The following is a 22,765-nucleotide window of genomic DNA, read 5'->3' on the forward strand; positions in this document are numbered from 1 at the left end:
GCCCCTACGCCGGCAGGCTGACTTCGGCCGGCAAGCCCCATTTCGCCGGATACAGCGGGCCGAGGAACAGCAATCCTCCCGCCGGCGCGGTCGGGCCGGCGGCGCTGCGGTCGCGGCCGGCCAGGAGTTCGGCGATCCAGCCTTCCGGGCGTTCGCCGCGCCCCACCAGGGTCAGCGAGCCGACGATGTTCCGCACCATGTGGTGCAGGAACGCATTCGCCTGCACGTCGACGACGACTTCGTCGCCATCGCGACGGACCGAGATCGACTGCAGCTCGCGCATCGCGTGCGTGGCCTGGCATTCGGCGCTGCGGAACGCGCTGAAGTCGTTCTCGCCGAGCAGCGCCTGCGCGGCGCGGTGCATCGCGCCGGCATCGAGGCGGCCGCGCTCCCACGCCAGGTACTGCCGCTGCAGCGAAGGCCGCACGCTGCGGTTGAGGATGCGGTAGCGGTAGCGCCGCGCCACCGCGGAGAACCGCGCGCTGAAATCGTCCGGCACTGGCACGCACCACAGCGCGCCCACCGATGGCGGCAGGCGGCTGGTCGTACCCAGCGCCCAGCCGCGCGGGTCGCGCACGGCGCCGGTGTCGAAATGCACGACCTGGCACTGCGCGTGCACGCCGGCGTCGGTGCGGCCGGCGCAGATGGTCGCGACGGACTCGGCGGCGACCGACGAAAGCGCCAGTTCCAGCGCCTCCTGCACGGTGTTCGCTTCGGCGGCGCTGGCGGCTTCTTCCGCCGAACCGACCCTGCTCAGGCGCTGCCAGCCGAGGAAGCCGCTGCCGTCGTATTCGACGCCCAGCGCGTAGCGCATCGGCTCAGCCCAGCTCCCGCAGCAGCCGCGTCGCCTGCGCGCGCGCCTCGGCGTCGCTGCCGGCGACGACTTCGTTGAGCAGGCTGCGGGCGGTCGCCTTGTCGCCAAGGTCGAGGTAGGCGATGGCCAGCTCCAGCCGCTCGCGGCCGGCGGGCGCGGCATTCAGCGGCGCGACCGCGAGGCTGGGGTCGGTGTGCCAGGTCGGCTGGCCCGACGCGAGAAGCTCCCCTTGCCCCGGCGCATCGGCCTGGGCGGGCGCGGTTTCCGCGGCTTGCGGATTGCGCGCGGCGGCGGCGAACGCCGGCGGCACCGCCGCCTCCAGCGTGGCCGCGTCGAAGCGCGACGGCGGCGCCGGCTTCTCCTTGCGCCGGCGTGGCAGCAGCCAGCCGGCGACGAGGCCGGCGACCAGCAGGGCCAGCCCCGCCCACAGCCACTGCGGCTGGATGCCGGCGCCTTCCTGCGATTGGCCGAGGCGCTGCTGCGCCGCGGCCAGGTCGCTGTCCTTCATCGCGATCAGCTTTTCCTGCTGCTGCTTGATCTTCTCCAGCTCGGCCACCTGGGCGCGCAGCTCCTGGATTTCGGATTCGCGCGAAGCCAGGTCTTCCTTCGCCTGCTGCACCTGTTGGTTCGCCAGCATGTCGCCCTCGCCGCCGGCCTGCAGGCCGGATGTGGTTCCTGTGCGTTTCGCCGCGTCGGCCACCGCCGGCGCGATTTCCAGCCGGGCCGCGTCGACCGGCGCCGCAGCGCCCGGATTCGCCGTCGCCGCGGCCGGGGCGGCCGCCACCGGTTGCGGCACCGGGCGCCGTGCCTGCCGCCATTCGGCGACCTGCTGGCTGACCAGCGCGTTGGCCTCGGCGCGGCTGAGCCGGGTCAGTTCCTCCGACGGCGGCATGCGCAGCACCGCACCCTGCTTGAGCAGGTTGATGTTGCCGTTGATGAAGGCGTCGGGGTTGGCGCGCAGCAGCGCCAGCATGGTCTGGTTGAGGCTGGCGCCGCTGCCCAGGTCGCGTGCGATCTGCGACAGGGTCTGGCCACGGCGCACGGTCAGCGCGTCGCCGGGCCGCATCGGCGCGGCCGCGGCCACCGGCGCGGACGGACGCGGCGCGGGCGGCGGTGCCTGTTCGGGCCGTGGCTCGGGCGCGGCCTGCGCGACATCGGCCGGCGGCGCTTCCGGTGCGGCGGGTTCAGAGGCCGGTGCCGGTTCGCGCACGATGGTGTCCGAGGGCACGGCGGCCGGCGCGTCGATCGCCGGTTCGCTGACCGCGGCGACGGTACCCGGCGCGTTGACCAGCGCGGCGTATTCGCGCACCAGCCGGCCCTGCCCCCAGTCGACTTCGATCAGGAAGCTGACCACGTCCTGGTTCACCGGCGCCCGGCTGGTGACGCGGATGATCGGCTTGCCCTCGTCGGACACGCCGATCATGAAGTTCAACTCGCTGACCAGGCCGGTCGGACGCTGCAGGCCGACGCGCTCGAACGTGGCCGGCGACGCCAGCCGCGCCTGCAACTGCTCCATTTCCGCCGGATCGCTGGAAATGATCGGGATCTCGGCGACCAGCGGCTGGCCCGGCTGCGACTTCACGCGGATTTCGCCCAGGCCCAGCGCCATCGCCGCACCGCTGGCGAGCAGCAGCGCGGCGCCGGACAACCAGCGCCCCAGCGGCATGCGCAAACCCCGTCCCATCCGCGACTTCATCCGCGATCCCCGTTCAGCCATGCGGCAAATATAAGCCGAAACAAGGGTGTGGCGCAGCTTCCTGCGTCGCAGTCTAGGCGGTGCGGGTACGAATCGGGCCCACGCCACGCGCTTTCCCACGCAAGCGCGGGCGGCGCCGGACCGGCTCAGCCGCCTGCGGCGACCAGCTCGGCCAGCTGCACCGCGTTCAGCGCCGCGCCCTTGCGGATGTTGTCGGCGACCACCCACAGGTTGAGCCCGCGCGGGTGCGAGAAGTCCTCGCGGATGCGGCCGACGTAGACCGGATCGGTGCCGGAAGCATGGGTCACCGGGGTCGGGTAGCCGCCCGGCTTGCGGTCGTCGACGACGACCACGCCCGGCGCCTTGGCCAGCAACTCGCGCGCCTGTTCCGGGGTGATCTTCTTCTTGGTCTCGATGTTCACCGCCTCGGAGTGGCCGTAGAACACCGGCACGCGCACCGCGGTCGGGTTCACCTGGATCGACTTGTCGCCGAGGATCTTCTGCGTCTCCCAGACCAGCTTCATTTCTTCCTTGGTGTAGCCGTTGGGCTGGAAGTCGTCGATGTGCGGGATCAGGTTGAAGGCGATCTGCACCGGGAAGCGCTGCGGGTCGATCGACTGGAAGTTGAGCAGTTGCGCGGTCTGCTTGCCCAGCTCCTCCAGCGCCGAACGGCCGCCGCCGGATACCGACTGGTAGGTGGCGACGTTGACGCGCTCGATCCCGTACAGGTCGTGGATCGGCTTCAGCACCGGCATCAGCTGCATCGTCGAGCAGTTGGGATTGGCGATGATGCCGCGCGGGCGGTTCTTCGCCGCCTCGGGGTTGACCTCGCTGACCACCAGCGGCACGTCGTCGTCGTAGCGGAACGCCGAGGAATTGTCGATCACCACCGCGCCGGCGGCGGTGAACTTCGGCGCGTATTCCTTCGATACGCCGCCGCCCGCGGAGAACAGCGCGATGTCGACGCCGGTCGGGTCGAATTGCGCCAGGTCCTCCACGTCGATTTTCCCGCCGCCGAAGTCGACCTCGCCGCCCGCGGATTTCTCGCTGGCCAGCGCGACCAGTTCCGAAACCGGGAACTTGCGCTCGGCCAGGATGGACAACATGGTTTCGCCGACGGCGCCGGTGGCGCCGACGACCGCGACTTTGAAGCGGCGGGGTGCGTTCATTTCTTCGACAGGTGGTGGGGGTGTGCTTTCGCAGGAGCGCGCTTGGGCGTGACCGGAACCCCCGGCGACGACGGAATCCCATCGCCGCGTGGCGTCCGCGGTCGCGCCCAAGCGCGCTCCGGCAGGAACTGCGAAGGATAGCCGAAACGCAGGTTTCCCGCGGCGACGGTTGCCGATGAAACCGGCACTCAGCGTTGCGTCGTTATCGCGTTCGGCGGGCGTCCGGCATCCGGGCCGAAGCCGAGCGCCGCGATCAGGTTGTCGACCGCCAGCGCCACCATCGCCCGGCGCGTGGCCAGGCTGGCGCTGCCGATGTGCGGGGTCAGCACGACGTTGCGCAACGCCAACAGTTCCGGTCGCACCGCCGGTTCGCCTTCGTAGACGTCGAGGCCGGCGGCGGCGAGGCGTCCGCCGGCAAGCGCGTCGGCCAGCGCCGGCTCGTCGACCAGGCCGCCGCGGGCGATGTTCACCAGCGTCGCGGTCGGCTTCATCTTCGCCAGCGCGGCGGCGTCGATGACGTGGTGGGTCTGCGGCGAGTACGGCAGCACGAGGACGAGGTGGTCGGCGCGGGCGAGCAGATCGTCGAAGCCGACGTAGCGGGCCTTCGCTTCGGCCTCGACCGTTTCCGGCAGGCGGTTGCGGTTGTGGTACAGCGTGCGCATGCCGAAACCGGCGGCGCGGCGGGCGATGCCCTGCCCGATCCGGCCCATGCCGAGGATGCCGAGCGTGCTGCCGTGCAGGTCGCACCCGAGCAGCGTGTCGAACGACCACTTGGTCCACTGCCCCGCGCGCAGCCAGCGCTCGGCCTCGGTGATGCGCCGTGCCGCCGCCATCAGCAGGGCGAAGCCGAGGTCGGCGGTGGTTTCGGTCAGCACGTCAGGGGTGTTGGTGGCGACGATGCCGCGTTCGCCGAGCGCCCGGATGTCGAGGTTGTCGTAGCCGACGGCGACGTTGGCGACGGCGCGGAGGTTCGGCGCATTGGCGATCTCGTTCGCGCCGATGCGCTCGACCAGCGTCACCAGGGCGCCGTCGGCGCCGCGCAGGTGGTCGGCGACCTCCGCCGACGAGTATTCGTCGCCCGCCGGGCTCGTGCGGACGACGTCGAAATATTCGTCGAGCCGGCCGCTGATGTCCCCGAACAACGGCCGGGGAAGCCAGACCCGCGGGCGCGACCCGCTCATTCGACGCTGCCGGGGATCCTCGGCGATACCTCGCCGACGTCGCCGCACTGGGCGCGATGGCGCAGCGCCTGGTCGATCAGCACCAGCGCCACCATCGCCTCGGCGATCGGCGTGGCGCGGATGCCGACGCAGGGATCGTGCCGGCCGGTGGTGACAACTTCGACCGGCTCGCCGTGGATGTCGACGCTCTGCCCCGGGATGCGCAGGCTGGAAGTCGGCTTCAGCGCAATCGAAGCGACGACGGGCTGCCCGGTGGAAATGCCGCCGAGGATGCCGCCGGCGTGGTTCGACAGGAACCCCTGCGGCGCGATCAGGTCGCGGTGCTCGGTGCCCTTCTGCGCGACGACCGCGAAGCCGTCGCCGATCTCGACGCCCTTGACCGCGTTGATGCTCATCAGCGCCGACGCCAGTTCACCGTCGAGCTTGCCGTAGATCGGCTCGCCCCAGCCCGGCGGCACGTTGTCGGCGACGACATTCACCCGCGCGCCGACCGAATCGCCGGACTTGCGCAGGGCGTCCATGTAGTTTTCCAGCTCCGGCACCTGTTCCGCGCACGGCCAGAAGAACGGATTGCCTTCGACCGCGCTCCAGTCGAACGACCGCGGCGCGATGTCGCCGATCTGCGACAGGCAGCCGCGCACGACGACGCCGAAGCGCTGCGCCAGCCACTTCTTCGCGATCACCGCCGCGGCCACGCGCATCGTGGTCTCGCGCGCCGACGAACGCCCGCCGCCGCGCGGATCGCGGATGCCGTACTTCTGCCAGTAGGTGTAGTCGGCGTGGCCGGGGCGGAACTGCCCGGCGATCTTCGCGTAGTCCTTGCTGCGCTGGTCGGTGTTGCGGATCAGCAGCGCAATCGGCGTTCCGGTGGTTTTCCCTTCATGCACGCCGGACAGGATTTCGACCTCGTCGGCCTCGTGCCGCGCCGAGGTGTGGCGGGTCTTGCCGGTGGCGCGGCGGTCCAGGTCGTGGCGGAATTCTTCCGGTGCGATCTCCAGCCCCGGCGGGCATCCGTCGATCACGCAGCCGATCGCCGGCCCGTGCGATTCGCCGAAGGTGGTGACCCGGAACAGGCGGCCGAAGGAATTCATGCGCGCGCGTCCGCCAGTTCGCGAATCCGCGGGTGGTGCACGATCAGTTCCGAGCACTCGACCGCGAACACGCCCATCTGCCCGACCTTGAACTCGATCCAGACGAATTCCACGTCCGGCAGCAGCCTGACCAGCGCGCGTTCGGATTCGCCGACCTCGCAGATCAGCAGGCCTTCCTGGCTCAGGTGCAGCGGCGCGTCGCGCAGGATCTTCAGCACCAGGTCCAGGCCGTCGTCGCCGGCGCGCAGGCCCAGTTCGGGTTCGTACGAATATTCCCTGGGCAGCGCGTCGGTCTCGGCGTTGGTCACGTACGGCGGGTTGGTGACGATCAGGTCGTAGTGGGTGCCGAGCACGCCCTCGAACAGGTTCGACTTGAGGAAATGCACGTTGTCGGCGTGCAGCCGCTCCTTGTTCTCGTTGGCCAGCGCCAGCGCATCGTCGCTGATGTCGATGCCGTAGACGTGCCAGTCCGGGTTGTAGTGCGCCATCGCGATGGCGATGCAGCCCGAACCGGTGCACAGGTCGAGCGCGCGGTGCACCGGGCGTCCGCCCAGCCACGGCTCGAAGCCGGATTCGATCAGCTCGGCGATCGGCGAACGCGGCACCAGCGCGCGGCGGTCGCTCTTGAAGCTGAGCCCGGCGAACCAGGCCTCGCCGGTCAGGTAGGCGGCGGGAATGCGCTCTTCGATGCGCCGCTTGAACAGGGCCAGCACTTCCGCCTTCTCTTCCGTGGTCACCCGCGCCTGGCCGTACGCCGGGCCGATGTCCGGCGGCAGGTGCAGGGTGTGCAGGACGATGTGGGTCGCCTCGTCCAGCGCGTTGTCGTGGCTGTGGCCGAAGGTCAGCCCGGCGGCGTTGAAGCGGCTGGCGCCATAGCGGATCAGGTCGATGATCGTGTGCAGCTCGGCGGCCGGTTCGGCGGTCATGGCGGGCTTCGTCCCTTGAATATCGGCCCGGGATTATAGAGGTAAGCCCGTCGCGGCCCGGTATCATTGGGGTTTGCCATTCCGGGCTACCCCATGTTCCAGCGCAAGTTCGGCTATTTCCTGCTCGTCGCCGTCGCCGCCGTCCTCGGCCTGCTGGCCGGGCGCAAGCTGTTTCCCGGCGACAAGGCCGGCGCGCCGGCGCTGCCGGCATTGCAGACGGTGGTGGCCTACCCGCAGCCACGCGACCTGCCCGCCTTCTCGCTGCGCCAGTCCGACGGCACCCAGCTCACGTCCGGCGAATTGAACGGGCACTGGACCCTGGTCTTCCTTGGCTTCACCTCGTGCCCGGACGTGTGCCCGATCACCCTGGAACAGTTGGCGCAGGCGCAGCAGCAATGGCGGGCGTTGCCCGACAGCACCCGTCCGCGCGTGCTGTTCGTGTCGGTCGATCCGGAACGCGACACCGCCACACGCATCGGCGAATACGCGCACGGCTTCCACCCCGACACGCTGGCGGCCACCGCCGACGGCCCGGCGCTGGAGGACTTCGCCAAGGCGCTGGGCTTCGTGTTCATGAAGGTACCCGGGCCGCATTTCGCCGAGAACCCGAACGACTACACGATGGACCACAGCGCCGGCATCGCCGTGCTCGATCCGCAAGGCAGGCTCGCCGGGCTGATCCGTCCGCCGCTGCGGCCGGCGGCGATCGCCGCCGACATGGCCGAACTGACCCGGGCCGACGCGCGATGAGCCCGGTCACCGCGCTGACGTACGTGTTGCCGCATCGCCTGCTGTCGTCGCTGGCGCGCAGGCTGGCCTATTCGCGCACACCATGGCTGAAGCAATGGCTGATCGACGCGGTGGTGCGCCGCTTCGGCGTGAACCTCGGCGAAGCCGCCGAACCCGACCCACGCGCCTATCCCAGCTTCAACGCCTTCTTCACCCGCGCCCTGAGGCCCGGCGCACGCATGGCCGATGCCGATCCGCGCGCCTTGCTGGTGCCAGCCGACGGCCATGTCAGCCAGTGCGGGAAAATCGAGGCCGGCACCATCTTCCAGGCCAAGGGTCGCGCTTTCACCGCCGCCGAACTGCTCGGCGACGCGGAAGCGGCGAAGCCGTTCGCGGACGGCCTGTTCGCCACCGTGTACCTGTCGCCGCGCGACTACCACCGCGTGCACATGCCGTGGACCGGCACGCTGCGCGAGACCGTGCACGTGCCGGGCCGGCTGTTCAGCGTCGGCACGGTGGCGGTGCGCGACGTGCCGCGGCTGTTCGCGCGCAACGAGCGGCTGGCCTGCCACTTCGACACCGACTTCGGCCCGATGGCCTGCGTGATGGTCGGTGCCTTGCTGGTTTCCGGCGTCGAAACCGTGTGGAGCGGCGTCGAGATTCCGGAATACGCCAGCGAAATTACGCGCAAGGACTGGCGCGGCAAGGGCGTTACGGTCGAACGCTTCGCCGAGATGGCGCGCTTCAACTACGGCTCGACGGTGATCGTGCTGTTGCCGCCGGGCGTGGCGAGGCTATCGGATGAACTGAAGGCGGAAGCGCCGGTGCGACTCGGCCAGAAGCTCGCGGCGCTGTTGTAGTGTCGGGGGTTACGCCCCCGACGCATACAGACTCCGAAGACATGGCGCATCGGCTGCATAGGGCCAACCTACAACAGCCGGAGGCGGCCTATACGCGCTGCCCGAACAGCTTGCCCCACGCCCACTGCAACGCGCGATTCAGAAAGGCTGGCACGAAGAACCAATTGAGGAAAATCCATACGAAAGCGAATACGGGCAAGGACACCATTACGAAGGTCAAGCCAAATACCGGCAGCAAATCCCGCTTGCCTGCGGAATATTCATCCCACATCGGCGCGCAAATCGCCAGCGCCATCAATGCCCAGATCGAATAGCCGAACAGCCAGCCGAACACGCGCAGCGCCTTGATCCAACCCGCGCGGCGGCCATGCAGGCGAATCTGCGCGCCCAAGTCGATCCAGTAAAGGATGCTGAAAGCCGGCGCACCGAATATCGACCAGAGTGCGATTAGATCGAAGTGGGTCAGACCAAGCAGCACCATCGACAGCGGCCAGGATAAAACCGCCAGGGCAAACTTCAACGCGGCCTTCTGCACGCCGGAAGGATCCAGCACCACATCGTTTGCGCCTTCTGCAACCCAGCTCAGCGCTTCAATGAGGGTGAACCGATTGCATTCCTCAGGTGCTTGTTCCCGATCGCTTTCACACACCAGTTCAATGCCCGGATTGAACTCGATCGGGAAGTGGCCGATTGCCGAGCACGCAGCGGCATCGGCAACTACCGCCATGAACGCCTTCTCGCTGTTCGTCGCGATCAGAAAATGCTGGCAGCCGATCTGGTCATTCTGCAAAACGAAGGCCAGGCTCCCGGAGTGCACGTGGCCGCGAAAATCCTTCGCAGGAATCTCACGCACGTATTTGCACCAATCGAAATTCGCCATCCCGGCATCCACTTCGCGGACGTCGGCCTGCAGTAATTTCCGATACTGCCGGAACGACAGTTGGCGCATCCGCAGTTACTTCCCGCACCCTTCCAGCTTCAACGACTGCCCCGGCTTCACCACATAGCTCGGCGCGCGCAGGCCGTTCGCCCTGGCCAGCTGTTTCAGGCTGCAGTCGTATTTGTTGGCGATGCGGCCCAGCGTATCGCCCTTCTTGACCTTGTAGCGCTTGACCGGCGCCGGCTTCGGATTCTTTTTCGACGCCGGACCGCCGGCGCGCTCCGCCGTCGCGGCGCCTGGCAGCGAAGTGACGTCGCCGACCGCCACGGTGCCGGTCGGCAGGGGATTGCCGGTGCGCACGATCGCCGCGCCGACGTTGGCGTTGTTCAGCATGCGCGCCAGTTCCGCGCGCGGGCCCTTGTCGCAATAGCGCCGGTACAGGCGGACGATGCGCGTGTTCGCCCTCAGGTCGGTGCCGTAGGGAATGAGGCTGTCGGGCTGGTAGCGCGGATTGAGGTTGCGCAGCGTGCGCAGGAAGCCATCGCGGGTGCCGCCGTTGCCCAGGCACATGGTCAGTTCGTTGAGGCTGCTGGCGCGCGCCAGCTGCAGCAGGGCCGGCTTCGGGTTCACCCGCGGGAACTTCAGCCCGTACTGCCTGGGGTGCAGGAACAGCCAGCCCGCCGCGATCACCATCGGCACGTAGTCGCGGGTTTCGGCCGGGAACTGGTAGTAGACCTCGTCGTCCCAGAAGCTGCGGCCCGGATGCTGCTGGTAGACGCGCAGCGCGCGGCCTTCGCCGCCGTTGTACGCGGCCAGCGCCAGCTCGATGCTGCCGCCGAGTTCGGCCATGCGTTCCTTGAGGTAGTCGGCGCTGGCGTAACCGGCGCTGCGCGGATCGTAGCGGGTATCGAAACCGGTGCCGTCCGGGCCCAGGCCGAAGCGGAGGCCGGTGGCCGGCATGAACTGCAGCGGCCCGGCGGCGCCGGCGCGCGAGGTCACGTGCACCTTGCCGTTGGATTCCTTGGCCAGGATGCCGAACAGCAGCGGTTCGGGCAGGCCGTCGCGCTCCCACTGCGGGTAGATCTCGGCGCGCATGTTGCGGTAGTTCTCGTAGCTGTCGATCAGCTGCGGGCGCATGTCGGTCAGCCAGCGGCGGATGCCGGCCTCGATCGCCGGATTGAACCGCACCATCTTGTCGAAGTCGTGGCGCTGGTCGTTGAGCAGCCGCGCCATGCGCTCGCTTTCGGGCATGTTCGGCAGCAGCGCGTGGTCGTCGCTGGCCAGCGGCTCGTCCTCGTCCAGGTCGTTTTCGTCCTCGAGGCCGTCCTCGGTGCCGATCCGTGCCATCAGGGCGCTTTTGTAGGCGGCCAGCAACGGCGACACCTCGCAGCCGCGCTGCAGCGCGCAGGCGTCGAGCACCGCCTCCATTTCCGCCAGCGCCGCATCGCTTTCCTCGTCGCCGGCCGGGTCGCCCTCGGCACTGAGCTGCTGCGCGTTCTGGTAGCGCACCGTGGCGGCGGCCATGCGTTTGTGGATGGCCTCGATGGCGGCCTGCTCCCTGGCGGAAGCGGCCAGCGCGGCGGGGGCGAGGAAGGAAAACAGCAGGCCGGCCAGCGCCGTGCGGCGGAAGAACTTGGGGAAAGCGGACATCAGGAGCTGCGAATGTGATAGTGGGGGGAGGTTAGCTGCGACGGCGCGGGCACCGCAAGCGTCGCCGGCGTCGGCACGGCGGCCCGTGTACGACCGTTCAGCGCGGCCCGGGTTCAGCGGCTAGAATCGCGGCGAAGCGAACCCATCCGGAAAAGGAAGCCCATGGACCCCATCCTGCTCGGCAAAGGCATCACCGACGACATCGCCGTCACCCTGCTGCCGAAATTCGGCAACCGTCACGGTTTGACCGCCGGCGCCACCGGCACCGGCAAGACCGTGACCCTGATGACCCTGGCCGAGGGTTTCTCGCGGATCGGCGTACCGGTGTTCATGGCCGACGTGAAGGGCGACGTGTCCGGCCTGGCGGTGCCCGGCGCCACCAACGACAAGCTGCAGGCGCGGCTCGCCGAGATCGGCGTGCAGGGCTACGTCAACGAAGGCAGCCCGGTGATCTTCTGGGACCTGTACGGCAAGCTCGGCCACCCGGTGCGGACCACGGTCAGCGAGATGGGCCCGACCCTGCTGTCGCGCATCCTCGAACTCAACGACACCCAGAGCGGCGTGCTCGACATCGTGTTCAAGCTGGCCGACGACCGCGGCCTGCTGCTGCTGGACCTGGAGGACCTGCGCGCCCTGCTCGGCCTGGTCGCCAACGAGCGCAAGGACATCTCGACCAGCTACGGCCTGGTCAGCACGCAGTCGGTCGGCGCGATCCAGCGCGCCCTGCTGCGCCTGGAACAGGAAGGCGGCGAGATGTTCTTCGGCGAGCCGGCGCTGGAGCTGGCCGACCTGATGCGCACCAATACCGACGGCCGCGGCGTGATCTCGATCCTCGCCGCCGACCAGCTGATCCTGAAGCCGCGCCTGTATTCGAGTTTCCTGCTGTGGCTGTTGTCGGAACTGTTCGAGAACCTGCCGGAAGTCGGCGACCTCGACAAGCCGAAGCTGGTGTTCTTCTTCGACGAAGCGCACCTGCTGTTCGACGACGCGCCGCCGGCGCTGCAGCAGCGCATCGAGCAGGTGGTGCGCCTGATCCGCTCCAAGGGCGTGGGCGTGTACTTCTGCTCGCAGTTCCCCGACGACGTGCCGGACAACATCCTCGGCCAGCTCGGCAACCGCGTGCAGCACGCGCTGCGCGCGTTCACCCCGCGCGACCAGAAGGCGGTGAAGACCGCGGCAGAGACCTTCGTGCCGAACCCGAAGCTGGACGTGGCCCAGGCCATCTCCAAGCTCGGCACCGGCGAAGCGCTGGTCTCGACGCTGCAGGACAAGGGCGTGCCCTCGCCGGTGCAGCAAACCCTGATTTCGCCGCCGCGTTGCCGGATGGGCGCGGCCACCGAAGCCGAACGCGCGCAGGTGCGCGCCGGCAGCCCGGTCGGCGCCAAATACGACCAGGCCGTCGACCGCGAGTCGGCCGCCGAAATGCTGGCGAAGAAGGCCGAGGCGGCAACCGTCAACGCCAAGGCGCCCCCCGCGCGCAGCCGCGAGCAGGACGATGCCGACGAAGGCGGCTTCGGCCAGGCGGTGAAGGACGCCGTGTTCGGCACCCGGCGCCGCCAGGGCATGCTCGAAACCATGGCCAAGCAGACCACCCGCACCATCGGCGCCAAGCTGGGCAACCAGATCGTGCGCGGACTCCTGGGCAGCATCTTCGGCGGCAAGCGGTGATCGCCATGGACAAGCGCATCCTGCTCGCCCTGCCCGCCGTCCTCGCCGTCGCCGCGTGCAAGCCGCAACAGCCGGCCGCCGCGCCGGCGGCGAACGAACCCCGGCCCCTCGTCGAAGACCGGGCCGCGAACCCGCCGCCCGCCGGCACCGATGCCGTTTCCGTGGTCGACAACGCGCCCGCGGTCGAAATCACCGCGGCGTCCGGCGACAAGCTGGACAACAAGTCGCTGGCCGGGAAATTCACCGACGGCGAATCGATACTGGAACTGCGCGCCGACGGCGACTACGTGCAGACCCTGCACGTGGCCGGCAGCGAGATCAGCGGCGACGGCCACTGGTCGGCCGCGGGCGGCAGCGCCCTGCTGCTCGACCCGAACGGCAAGGAGACCGAGGACGCCCGCTTCGAAGTGGTTTCCGCCGACACGCTGAAGGGCGTCGACGGCCGCGAATTCGTCCGCATCAAGTAGGCCGTGGGACGCTGGCGGCCGCCCGCGGAGAAGAGCACCGCGCTGATCACGCCGGAAGGCCATGCGCGGCTGAAGGCCGAGCTCGACGAACTGTGGCGCGTGCGCCGGCCGGAAGTGGTCAAGGCGCTCGCCGCCGCCGCCGCCGAGGGCGACCGCTCGGAGAACGCCGAATACACCTACCGCAAGAAGCAGCTCGGCGAGATCGACCGCCGCGTGCGCTACCTGAGCAAGCGCCTGGAGGTGCTGCGCGTGGTCGCCGGCGCGCCGGCCGATCCCGGGGCGGTGTTCTTCGGCGCCTTCGTCGAACTGGAGAACGTTTCCAGCGGCGAACTGCTCGGCTACCGCATCGTCGGACCGGACGAAACCGACGCCGCGCGCGGCTGGATCAGCATCGATTCGCCGCTGGCGCGGGCGATGCTGAAGAAGCGGCTGGACGACGAATTTGAGGCCAGCCTGCCCGGCGGCATCGCCAGCTTCGCGATCGTCGGCATCCGCTATCCATAAGGCGCGCGGCTTCCCTTCGCGGGAGAACCCCCGGCACACTTCCCGCAATCGCCCGGCGGCAGGCGGCGCCGGGGCCCTGCCCGCCCCGCAGCGTCAATCCTGCATCGCCGGATGATGCCCGAGCCGGCCGCTGGCGTATGCCGCGTACGTCACGCCCAGCACGCCGCCATACGCCACGTGGGAGACCACCGCCACCCAGTTGCGCATCTGCGCGAACCACGGGAACAACGCCGTGAACAGGTAGAAGTTCACCACGTACACCGCCAGACCGAACGCCACGCCGGCCAGCGCATCGGCGGCCATCGAATGGCCCTTGCCGATGAAGGCGAACACGAGGGCATACACCATCGACAGCGTGAAGTGGACCACCAGCGAGGCAAGCACGGCGCCGAGGTCGAAGGCATCGATCGGGCTCAGCGCGCCCGACCCCTGGGTGATGGCGGCGATCATCCGCGGCGCCGCCCACGGGCTGGTGCCCAGGAACAGCGGCATCATGATCCCCATCAGGGCCAGGAACACGAAGCCGGACGCCAGCCCGGCCCACAACACCGCCCTGGCCGAAATGTGCGATCCCGGGACAGCCCAGTGCATGTCCTGGAGATGCCAGTGGTGGATGCGTTCCGAGAACCTGGACATGAACCCTCCCCGCGCAACGAGGATGGCCGGTCGCCAAACGCGACGGCCTTTGCGTCACGCTGAAGAAAATTAACGCACAACGGTTGTTAATTCGCCGTTGAAAGCCGGCCGCGGACGACGGTGATCAGGCCCTGATCACGTTCAACGAGGGCGCGGGCTTTTTCGCCAGCGCATCGCCGAACAGGTCGTGCTCGTCGCTGTCGGTGATCTCCACGTCGACGAAGTCGCCCGGCTTCAACCCCAGCTCGCCGCCGTTCTGGATGTGCACCAGCCCGTCGATCTCCGGCGCGTCGGCCTTCGAGCGCGCCACCGCGATGCCGTCCTCGATCAGGTCGACGAGGCAGCGCTGCACGCTGCCGATCTTCGCTTCGAGCTTCTCCGCGCTGATTTCCGCCTGCACTTCCATGAAGCGCGCGAGGCGCTCCTGCTTCACTTCTTCCGGTACCGGATCCGGCAGCGCGTTCGCCGACGCGCCATCCACCGGCGAATAGGCGAAGGCGCCGACACGGTCCAGCCGCACCTCGCGCAGGAAGTCGAGCAATTCCTCGAACTCGGCCGCGGTTTCGCCGGGGAAACCGACGATGAAGGTGCTGCGGATGGCGATGTCCGGGCAGATCTCGCGCCAGCGCGCAATGCGCTCGCGGGTCCTGTCGATCGCGCCGGGCCGCTTCATCAGCTTCAGCACGCGCGGGCTGGCGTGCTGGAACGGGATGTCGAGATACGGCAGCAGCTTGCCTTCCGCCATCAGCGGGATGGTGTCGTCGACGTGCGGGTACGGATACACGTAGTGCAGGCGCGTCCAGATGCCGAGCTGCGACAGGCCTTCGCACAGCGCCTTCATCCGGGTCTCGTACTCGTTGCCGCGCCACGGCTTCTTCGCGTACCTCAGGTCGACGCCATAGGCGCTGGTGTCCTGCGACACCACCAGCAATTCGCGCACGCCGCCGATCGCCAGCTTCTCGGCTTCGCGCAGCACTTCGTCGACCGGGCGCGAAACCAGGTCGCCGCGCATCGACGGGATGATGCAGAAGCTGCAGCGGTGGTTGCAGCCCTCGGAAATCTTCAGGTAGGCGTAGTGCTTCGGCGTCAGCTTGATGCCGTAGTCCGGCACCACGTCGACGAACGGATCGTGCCTGGGCGGCAGCGCCCGATGCACGGCGTCCATCACGCTGGCGTAGTCCTGCGGCCCGCTGATCGACAGCACGTCGGGGAATTGTTCGCGGATCAGCTCGCTGCGCTTGCCAAGGCAGCCGGTGACGATGACCTTGCCGTTCTCGGCCATCGCCTCGCCGATCGCATCGAGCGACTCTTCCACCGCCGAATCGATGAAGCCGCAGGTATTGACCACGACCACGTCGGCGTCGTCGTAGCTGGGCGAGATCGCGTAGCCCTCGACCCGCAACTGGGTGAGGATGCGCTCGGAATCGACCAGCGCCTTGGGGCAACCCAGGGAAACAAACCCGATCTTCGATTGGTTATTTCCCATATCCATCTGTTTCATAAGAACTTTCCAGGCAAGAACCGCCATCAGAACGCCGACGGCTTGCCGAAGCAGGCAACACCAGGCAACAGGATTTCATCTTGTTGATTCTACTGGGGGAAATCGGATTTGTACGTTTGGGCGTGCCCAAGACACGGGTTGATTCCATCGAGAATCGGCCACAAGCCACCCGTCGCATTGCCCGGAATCCAACCGGTGTGCGTTTCGTCCCGCGTCAACGGCTGACGCGTCTGTCCGTGGGCATCGACGCGATGCGCCCGCGGGATGCGATCGCGACACGCACCTATGCCGCGCGCCAATCGATCCTGACCAGCGCACCGCCGAGCGACGAGGACGACAACGCCAGGCGACCACCGCCCGCTTCGGCCAGTTCCCGCGCTATCGACAGCCCCAGCCCGCTGCCCGGCCCCGATTCGTCGAGCCGGCCGCCACGCGCGAGCATCGTCTCGAGGCTGCCTGGCGTGAAACCGGGGCCGTCGTCCTCGATCGTCAGCACCGTCCCTTCCGCGACCGGCGCGGCGGCGATGCGCACCTGCCGCCGGGCATGGCGCGCTGCGTTCTCGAGCACCGCGCCCAGGATCTCGGAAAGGACATCCGCGGGTACCGCCAGCCGCAGCCCGGCCGGGATGTCGATGGCGAAGGCCAGTTCGCCGCCCTTGTCGGTGTGCTCGATCACCGTCACCAGCCGTTCGGCGACCGTGCGCAGGTCGGCGTCGCCGCCCGGTGCGCCACGCAGGGACGCCGCCCGGGCGCGCGCCAGCTCGGCATCGATGGTGCGCCGGATCGCGGCGATGCCGCGGTCGATGCCGTCGGCCGCCTGTTCCGCGCCGCTTTCGCGCGCGCGCCTGCTTTGCGCGGCGATGGCCGACAAGGGCGTCTTCAGCCCGTGGGCCAGGTCGGCGGCACGGTGGCGCGCGAGTTCGAGGTCGCGCTCGCGCGCGTCCGCGAGCGCGTTGATCGCATCGGTCAGCGGCTGGATCTCGCGCAAGCGCGCCTCCGGCAACCGCGCGCTGGCACTGGCACGCAATGCGGCAAGGTCGCCGCGGATGTGCCCGAGCGGACGCAGGCCGAGCCGCACCTGCAACCATGCTGCCAGCGACAGCACCAGCCACAGCGCGAGCAAGAACAGGGCCAGTTCGCGGCCGAATTCGCGGCGCGCGGCGGCCAGCGGCGCGCGGTCCTGGGCGAGCTGGACCAGCACCTGTGGCCCGTCGGCATCCGGGACGACCGCGCGTTCGAGCAACGAGACCTCTTCGCCGAACGGTCCCTCCGAACGACGCATGCGCCAGTCATCGCCGGTGGGCGGAGCGGGCGGTTGCGACAGGTCCCCGTCCCACAGCGAGCGCGAACGCGCGGCGCCGGCGTCGCTGGAAACCTGCCAGTAATAGCCCCCGGCCGGCGTCAGCAGGCGCGGATCCATCGGGACCGGGTCCACCGACGGCGCGCCGTCCGCATCGAGCGAGAGCGCCGCGACCAGGCGGCGCCCGTCGCGTGCGAGTTCGTCCTGCAGCCGCCGCTCGATGTGGCGTTCGAACAGCAGGGTCATGAACAGCCACGCCGCGCACAACGCCAGCAGGATCGCCGCCGCCGCGCCGGCCAGCAAGCGCCAGTGCAGCGAACGAGCGAGCGTTGCGGTCATTTTCCCGGCCCCAGCAGGTAGCCGAAGCCGCGCCGCGTGCTGATGAGGTCCGCCCCGAACTTGCGCCGCAACCGCGCGACGATCGCCTCGATCGCGTTGGTGTCGCCGGAATCCGCGACCCCATAGAGGCGCTCGGCGATTTCGCCGGCGGGGATCGCCCGCCCCGGCTGGTGGGCCAGGCAGTCGAGCAGACGGAATTCCAGCGGCGACAGGTGCGCCGGCGCGCCATCGAAGGTGGCGCTCATGCGCGCGGTATCGAGCCGGAGCTTGCCGATGGCGACGATGTTGCTGGTGCGGCCCGCGCCGCGCCGCACCAGTCCGCGCACGCGCGCGACCAGTTCGCCCATCTGGAACGGCTTGCCCAGGTAGTCGTCGGCGCCGGCCTCGATGCCTTCCACCTTCTCGGTCCAGTCGCCGCGCGCGGACAGGATGAGCACCGGGAAAGCGCGGCCCGCGGAACGCCAGCGGCGCAGTACGGACAGGCCGTCGAGCTTCGGCAGGCCGAGGTCGAGCACGACCGCGTCGAAATCCTCGACGTCGCCGAGGTACCAGGCGTCCTGGCCGTCGCCGGCAACGCCGACCGAGAATCCCGCGGCGTCGAGCGCACGCTTCAGGTCGGCCTGGATGTCGGGATCGTCCTCGACGACAAGGCAACGCATCAGTCGTCCTCGATCTTGCGGATCGTGCCCGTGCGGGCGTCGAGCTTGACCTCGAGTACGCGGCCATTGGCGGCGAGCACTTTCACCTCGTACTCCCAGCCGTGCTTGTCGCTGTGGTCGAGTTCGACCTCGATGACGTCGCCGGGCGCCTTCTCCTGCACGATCTGCAGGATCCGGCTCAACGGCAGGATCTCGCCGCGGCGCAGCAGTTCCCGCGCGTCGATATGGTCCTGGCCGCGCTTGTCGGCGGATGCCGCGGAAACCGCGAAGAACGGGCCGGCGGCGATGGCGACGGCCAGCACGACGGCGATACGGCGGGAGATTCGGCGGAAGCTGGTCGGAATGTTCATGGGGCAAGCATGCGGCGGCGTTGCTGACATTTGCCTGACGGTTTCCCTTGCCGTGGCGTCAGCGAAGCCAGTCTAGCCTGTCGCATTGCCAAGGGGATACCGAACCGATGCGTCTTCACGCCACATCGCTCGCCGCGCTGCTCGCGACGGCACTGCACGCCCCGGCCGCCGCAGCACGGGCGGACGGCGACGTCTTTCCGCGCGAATACTTCGCCGGCACCCTCGCCGGCAACGCCTGGGAAATGCTGCAGCGCGTGCCAGGCTTCGCCATCGTCGAGGCCGACGACGAAGTGCGCGGCTACGGGGCGGCCCGGGGCAACGTGCTGATCGACGGCACGCGCCCGTCGAGCAAGCGCGAGGACATCTCCGATCTGCTCAAGCGCATCCCCGCCGCGTCGGTCGAGCGCATCGAACTGGTCCGCAGCGGCGCCGGCGGCATCGACATGGCCGGCCATGCGGTGCTGGCGAACGTGGTGCGCGTGCACGAGGCGAGCGGCGAAGGCGCGATCGAGGCCGGTGCAGCCGCATCGACGGACGGCTGGCTGGCTCCGCAGGCCGGCGTCGAATACGCGCGCCGCTGGCAGGACCACGCACTCGACTTCGCACTGCAATACGAGCCGGAACTCGACGACGACAGCGGCCGCGGCCGCATCCGCGCGTTCGCGCCGGACGGGGCCGCGCGCGGCGACGAGCGCCTGGACACCCGCGTGGTGCAGAAGAACGGCGAAGCCAGCGCCAGCTGGAAGCAGCCGCTGGCGGGCGGACAGCTGACCCTGACCGGCGCGTACCGCGACGAACGCGAATCCGTCGATACCTGGCGCCGCACCGACGGCGAAGCGGGAGAGCGCATCGACGAGCGCAACACCGGCCGCGAAACCGAGTTCGGGGCGCGCTGGTCGCGCCGGCTCGGCGCGAAGACCGTGCTGGAGGCGCTGGCCACGCGCCGCGATGGCCGCATCGACGACCACGAACGCTCGCGCGAAGACGGTACCGACACGTTATTCGAGGAAGACACCGACACCCGTGAAAGCATCGGCCGGCTCGAACTGAGCCACGAACGCAGCCGGCGGCTGACGCTGTCGGCGTCGCTGGAAGCCGCGCGCAACACCCTCGGCAGCGATGCGCGGCTGCTCGAAGGCGGCGTGCCGGTGGCGTTGCCGGGCTCCGACGTCGACGTCGCCGAAACGCGCTACGAAGGCACGGCCGGCTTCGCGTGGCAGGCCACCGGCGCGCTGCAACTGGAAGCGGCGATGCGCTTCGAGCGCTCGTCGATCGCGCACGGCGGCGACAGCCCGCTGCAACGCCGCTTTTCCTACCCGAAGCCGCGCGCGGCGCTGCGCTGGGACGCGGGCGAGCGCGACCGCCTGCGCCTGTCGCTGTCGCGCGAGGTCGGCCAGCTCGATTTCGGCGATTTCGTCGCCTCGGCCGAACTCGACGCCGGCACGGTTTCCGCCGGCAACGCCGAACTGGTGCCGGACAAGACCTGGCGCCTGGCGGCGTCGTGGGAGCACCATTTCGGCGCCGACGCCGCATTCACCCTGACCTGGACCCACGAGCGCATCGAGGACGCGATCGACCGCGTTCTGGTGGCGAACGGCGACGACGCGTTCGACGCGCCCGGCAACATCGGCGATGGCCGTCGCGACACGCTGCAGCTGGACCTGGCCGCGCCGCTGGACGGCATCGGTTTCCATGGCGGTCGCATCCGCGCGACGCTGCTCGGCACCGACAGCGCGGTGACCGATCCGGTCACCGGCGAACGCCGGCGGATCGGCGAGGAAAAGCCGGTGGACGGCGAAATCGAACTGAGCCAGGACCTGCCGGCATGGCGCGCCACCTGGGGCGTGCTGGTCGAGCACATCGCGGAACGCGAAACCCAGTACCGCTTCGACGAAATCGAGCGCAAGTCGGAAGGCGTGGGCTGGACGCTGTACGCCGAACGCCGGTTCGGCGCGCGCTGGCGCGTGCGCGCCGAAGCCGTCGACCTGTTCGGCCGCGGGTTCCGCGACGACCGCGACAAGTACGACGGCCCGCGCTCGCAGGTCCCGCTGGACGAGCGCGAGGCGCGCCGACGCAGGACGCCCGGCACCTTCGAGCTGACTTTCCGCCGCGAATTCGGCGATTGAGCGGGACGCCGCGCCGAAGCCGCGGACCTCACCCCGCGGCGCGCGCCAGGTTCAACAGCTCGAGCAGCGCCTGCTGCACGGCGCCGTTGCTGACCAGCACGTTGTGGCCGTGCAGGTCGAGCTCGCCGCCGGTCGCCGAGGTGGCGACGCCGCCGGCTTCCTTCACCAGGATCACGCCCGGCGCCATGTCCCAGGCGTTGACCGCACGTTCCCAGTAGGCGTCCCAGCGGCCTGCCGCGACCCACGCCATGTCCACCGCGCACGCCCCGGTGCGGCGGATGCCGGCGACGCTCGGGGTCAGCAGCGCCATCTCGCGCGCGAACAGCGCCTGCTCGGGTTTTCCGGCGAACGGGATGCCGCATGCCAGCACCGCCTCGATCAGCGTGCTGCGGTTCGACACGCGGATACGCTTGCCATTGAGCCACGCGCCCTTGCCTTCCTCGGCGACATAGAACTCGTCGATCATCGGCAGGTAGGTGACGCCGGCGACGACCACGCCATCGCGCGCGAGCGCCGCGTTGAAGCCCCATAGCGGATTGCCGAACAGGAAGTTCGTCGTGCCATCGAGCGGGTCGACGATCCACGTATGCGAACCGTCGCCGGCCACGGAGCCGCCCTCCTCGCCGAGGAAGCCGTAGCCGGGGCGCGCGGACCCGAGCAGCGTGCGCGCGGTCTTCTCCGCCTCCTCGTCGGCGATCGAGACCAGGTCGGCGGGCCCGCTCTTGCTGCGCACGCCGAGGTCGGACAGGTTTTCGAAACGCCGGCGCAGGCCGGCACCGGCCACTTGCGCGGCTTCGATCATCGCCAACAGTTCGGCGGAGGCGTCGATTCCCATGCCCGCTCAATCCCTCAGCTTGGTCCGCCACAGGGCGGCCGCCAGCAGCATGGACAGCACCGACGCGCCGACCCAGAAACCGATCGCCGCATCGAAGTCGTAGACGCGGCGGTCGCCGACCATGGTCATGCCCTGCTGTATCAACTTGCCGGACACGTGCTCCTGGATGCCTGCGCCGATGTAGCTGAAGATGCCGATCACGCCCATCGCCGCCCCGGCCACGCGCTTGGGCGCGATGTCCACCGCGAACAGGCCGCCCAGCGAAGTCACCAGCCCGGTCAGGCCCAGGCCGAACAGCACCATGCCCGCGATCATCGTCGGCATCGTGTTCGGGCCGTAGAAGAACAGCAGCAGGCCGCCGATCTCGATGATCGCGAACAACAGGTTCGTCGGCGGGCGCCGCGCCTTGAACGCGAGGTCGGAAATGAAACCGTACGCGACCGCGCCGGCGATTCCGGCCAGGGTCCCGGTCATCAGCACCGTACCCGCCGCCGGCAGCGACAGCCCGCGCGCCTCCTGCAGGTACAGGATGCCCCAGGAGTTGATCGCATAGCGGGTCACGTAGATGGTCGCGGCGGACAGGCACAACACCCAGATCGCCGGAATCTTCAGGATCGACAGTTGCAGGGCAAGAACCGACTTGATGCCGTCGTCGTGCTTTTCCTCGTAATGGTCGTTGTTCCAGTCGGCGACCGTAGGCAGGCCCAGCGTGCGCGGACGGTCCTGCACCAGCCAGTACATGCCCGCCGCGGCCGCGACGCCGACCAGGGCGGGACCGAAATAGCCCCAGCGCCAGCCCAGGAGCGCCACCAGCGTGCCGACGCCGACGAAAGTCAGCCCCTCGCCGATCGAATGGGCGGTACTCCATATGCCGTAGGCGCGGCCGCGTTCCCGGTTGGAGAACCAGGCCGTCATCGCCACGACCCCCCCGGGTGCGCCGAAGCTCTGGAACCAGCCGTTCAATCCCCATATCGCAACCGCCAGGCCGACCGTGGTGGTCCAGCCCATCGCGAAGTTGCACGCGGCCGTCAGCAGGAACGCGATCGCGAGGCACCGCTTCATGTTGGCGTGATCGGCCAGGAAGCCATTGGTCAGCTTGCCGATCGCGTAGGCGTAATACAGCGCCGAACCGATCATGCCCAGTTCGACCGGCGTGAACACGCCACCGTCAATCAAAGGCTTCTTGACCACGCCGATGGCCAGCCGGCAGGTGTAGATCAGGCCGTAGCCGAGCGTGATCGCCACCATCACCCGGAATCGGTGGCGGCGGAACAGCCGGTCGATGGCGTCCCGGTCGCCCATCTCCGGCCTGTCGGCGCCGGTGGCGAAGAAACCCAACAAAGATCTTGGCATCAGTCCTGCCCTCCCCGGGGTGATTGGAGCT

The 22,765-nt window shown here is 69.2% G+C and carries 21 protein-coding genes; 6 read left to right on the plus strand and 15 right to left on the minus strand.

Features of this window, described 5'->3' with window-relative positions; all coding sequences use genetic code 11:
• Nucleotides 1-4 precede the first annotated feature (4 nt).
• From truA to prmB, 6 genes are all read right to left on the minus strand, one after another.
• The gene (gene truA, locus CSC71_RS02140; protein ID WP_162372701.1) at nt 5-814 is read right to left on the minus strand and encodes a tRNA pseudouridine(38-40) synthase TruA; all 810 of its coding nucleotides are present in this window, start codon (nt 812-814) and stop codon (nt 5-7) included.
• Nucleotides 815-818: 4 nt separating this feature from the next.
• Entirely contained in the window at nt 819-2,531 is a 1,713-nt protein-coding gene (locus CSC71_RS02145) for a FimV/HubP family polar landmark protein (protein WP_246191928.1), read from the minus strand.
• A 125-nt stretch (nt 2,532-2,656) separates the two neighbouring features.
• Nucleotides 2,657-3,679: an aspartate-semialdehyde dehydrogenase gene (locus CSC71_RS02150; RefSeq protein WP_162372702.1), complete on the minus strand. Its 1,023-nt coding sequence runs from the start codon at nt 3,677-3,679 to the stop codon at nt 2,657-2,659.
• A gap of 188 nt (nt 3,680-3,867) precedes the next feature.
• A complete protein-coding gene (locus CSC71_RS02155; RefSeq protein WP_162372703.1) occupies nt 3,868-4,860 on the minus strand; it encodes a 2-hydroxyacid dehydrogenase in 993 nt (330 codons plus the stop codon).
• The gene (gene aroC / locus CSC71_RS02160) at nt 4,857-5,951 is read right to left on the minus strand and encodes a chorismate synthase (RefSeq protein WP_162372704.1); all 1,095 of its coding nucleotides are present in this window, start codon (nt 5,949-5,951) and stop codon (nt 4,857-4,859) included. The genes CSC71_RS02155 and aroC overlap by 4 nt, the downstream gene beginning before the upstream one ends.
• Nucleotides 5,948-6,877, minus strand: a complete 930-nt coding sequence (prmB, locus tag CSC71_RS02165; protein WP_162372705.1) for a 50S ribosomal protein L3 N(5)-glutamine methyltransferase — start codon at nt 6,875-6,877, stop codon at nt 5,948-5,950. Before prmB ends, aroC begins: the two co-directional genes overlap by 4 nt.
• 93 nt (nt 6,878-6,970) lie before the next feature.
• Here prmB and CSC71_RS02170 point away from each other — a divergent pair, with 93 nt between their 5' ends.
• Together CSC71_RS02170 and asd are read left to right on the plus strand one after the other, a co-directional pair.
• A complete protein-coding gene (locus tag CSC71_RS02170; protein WP_162372706.1) occupies nt 6,971-7,627 on the plus strand; it encodes an SCO family protein in 657 nt (218 codons plus the stop codon).
• Nucleotides 7,624-8,466: an archaetidylserine decarboxylase gene (gene asd, locus CSC71_RS02175; protein ID WP_162372707.1), complete on the plus strand. Its 843-nt coding sequence runs from the start codon at nt 7,624-7,626 to the stop codon at nt 8,464-8,466. The genes CSC71_RS02170 and asd overlap by 4 nt, the downstream gene beginning before the upstream one ends.
• Before the next feature lie 88 nt (nt 8,467-8,554).
• On the opposite strand, the gene CSC71_RS02180 is transcribed toward asd, so the two are convergent.
• Both CSC71_RS02180 and CSC71_RS02185 read right to left on the minus strand, forming a co-directional pair.
• A complete protein-coding gene (locus CSC71_RS02180; RefSeq protein ID WP_162372708.1) occupies nt 8,555-9,415 on the minus strand; it encodes a hypothetical protein in 861 nt (286 codons plus the stop codon).
• Nucleotides 9,416-9,421: 6 nt separating this feature from the next.
• Entirely contained in the window at nt 9,422-10,996 is a 1,575-nt protein-coding gene (locus tag CSC71_RS02185; RefSeq protein WP_162372709.1) for a transglycosylase SLT domain-containing protein, read from the minus strand.
• Nucleotides 10,997-11,158: 162 nt separating this feature from the next.
• Here CSC71_RS02185 and CSC71_RS02190 point away from each other — a divergent pair, with 162 nt between their 5' ends.
• Genes CSC71_RS02190 through greB form a run of 3 tightly spaced genes read left to right on the plus strand, consistent with a single transcriptional unit; the run spans nt 11,159 to nt 13,635 of the window.
• Complete coding sequence (locus tag CSC71_RS02190; protein WP_162372710.1) at nt 11,159-12,664, plus strand: helicase HerA-like domain-containing protein; 1,506 nt, start codon at nt 11,159-11,161, stop codon at nt 12,662-12,664.
• Between the two features lie 5 nt (nt 12,665-12,669).
• A complete protein-coding gene (locus tag CSC71_RS02195) occupies nt 12,670-13,131 on the plus strand; it encodes a hypothetical protein (protein WP_162372711.1) in 462 nt (153 codons plus the stop codon).
• Between the two features lie 3 nt (nt 13,132-13,134).
• Nucleotides 13,135-13,635, plus strand: a complete 501-nt coding sequence (gene greB, locus CSC71_RS02200) for a transcription elongation factor GreB (RefSeq protein WP_162372712.1) — start codon at nt 13,135-13,137, stop codon at nt 13,633-13,635.
• Nucleotides 13,636-13,728: 93 nt separating this feature from the next.
• On the opposite strand, the gene CSC71_RS02205 is transcribed toward greB, so the two are convergent.
• The 5 genes from CSC71_RS02205 to CSC71_RS02225 form a co-directional block, all read right to left on the minus strand.
• The gene (locus tag CSC71_RS02205; protein ID WP_162372713.1) at nt 13,729-14,271 is read right to left on the minus strand and encodes a hypothetical protein; all 543 of its coding nucleotides are present in this window, start codon (nt 14,269-14,271) and stop codon (nt 13,729-13,731) included.
• A 124-nt stretch (nt 14,272-14,395) separates the two neighbouring features.
• Nucleotides 14,396-15,757, minus strand: a complete 1,362-nt coding sequence (gene rimO / locus CSC71_RS02210) for a 30S ribosomal protein S12 methylthiotransferase RimO (RefSeq protein WP_162372817.1) — start codon at nt 15,755-15,757, stop codon at nt 14,396-14,398.
• Nucleotides 15,758-16,055: 298 nt separating this feature from the next.
• Nucleotides 16,056-17,411 (minus strand): sensor histidine kinase, encoded by a 1,356-nt coding sequence (locus CSC71_RS02215; RefSeq protein ID WP_162372714.1) that lies wholly within the window; start codon nt 17,409-17,411, stop codon nt 16,056-16,058.
• Complete coding sequence (locus CSC71_RS02220) at nt 17,408-18,070, minus strand: response regulator transcription factor (RefSeq protein WP_211367817.1); 663 nt, start codon at nt 18,068-18,070, stop codon at nt 17,408-17,410. Before CSC71_RS02220 ends, CSC71_RS02215 begins: the two co-directional genes overlap by 4 nt.
• Nucleotides 18,070-18,420, minus strand: coding sequence for a PepSY domain-containing protein (locus CSC71_RS02225; protein ID WP_162372819.1), 351 nt, complete (start codon nt 18,418-18,420; stop codon nt 18,070-18,072). The genes CSC71_RS02220 and CSC71_RS02225 overlap by 1 nt, the downstream gene beginning before the upstream one ends.
• Before the next feature lie 107 nt (nt 18,421-18,527).
• Here CSC71_RS02225 and CSC71_RS02230 point away from each other — a divergent pair, with 107 nt between their 5' ends.
• Nucleotides 18,528-20,546, plus strand: coding sequence for a TonB-dependent receptor plug domain-containing protein (locus CSC71_RS02230; protein WP_162372715.1), 2,019 nt, complete (start codon nt 18,528-18,530; stop codon nt 20,544-20,546).
• A gap of 28 nt (nt 20,547-20,574) precedes the next feature.
• Here the strand turns inward: CSC71_RS02230 and CSC71_RS02235 are convergent, their stop codons facing one another.
• A complete protein-coding gene (locus CSC71_RS02235) occupies nt 20,575-21,381 on the minus strand; it encodes an inositol monophosphatase family protein (protein ID WP_162372716.1) in 807 nt (268 codons plus the stop codon).
• Between the two features lie 6 nt (nt 21,382-21,387).
• Nucleotides 21,388-22,734 carry an MFS transporter gene (locus tag CSC71_RS02240; protein ID WP_162372717.1) on the minus strand — a complete coding sequence of 449 codons (1,347 nt, stop codon included), beginning with the start codon at nt 22,732-22,734 and terminating at the stop codon, nt 21,388-21,390.
• Nucleotides 22,735-22,765 lie beyond the last annotated feature (31 nt).

Source organism: Pseudoxanthomonas sangjuensis (genome assembly GCF_010211755.1).
In the GTDB taxonomy this organism is placed as follows: domain Bacteria; phylum Pseudomonadota; class Gammaproteobacteria; order Xanthomonadales; family Xanthomonadaceae; genus Pseudoxanthomonas_A; species Pseudoxanthomonas_A sangjuensis.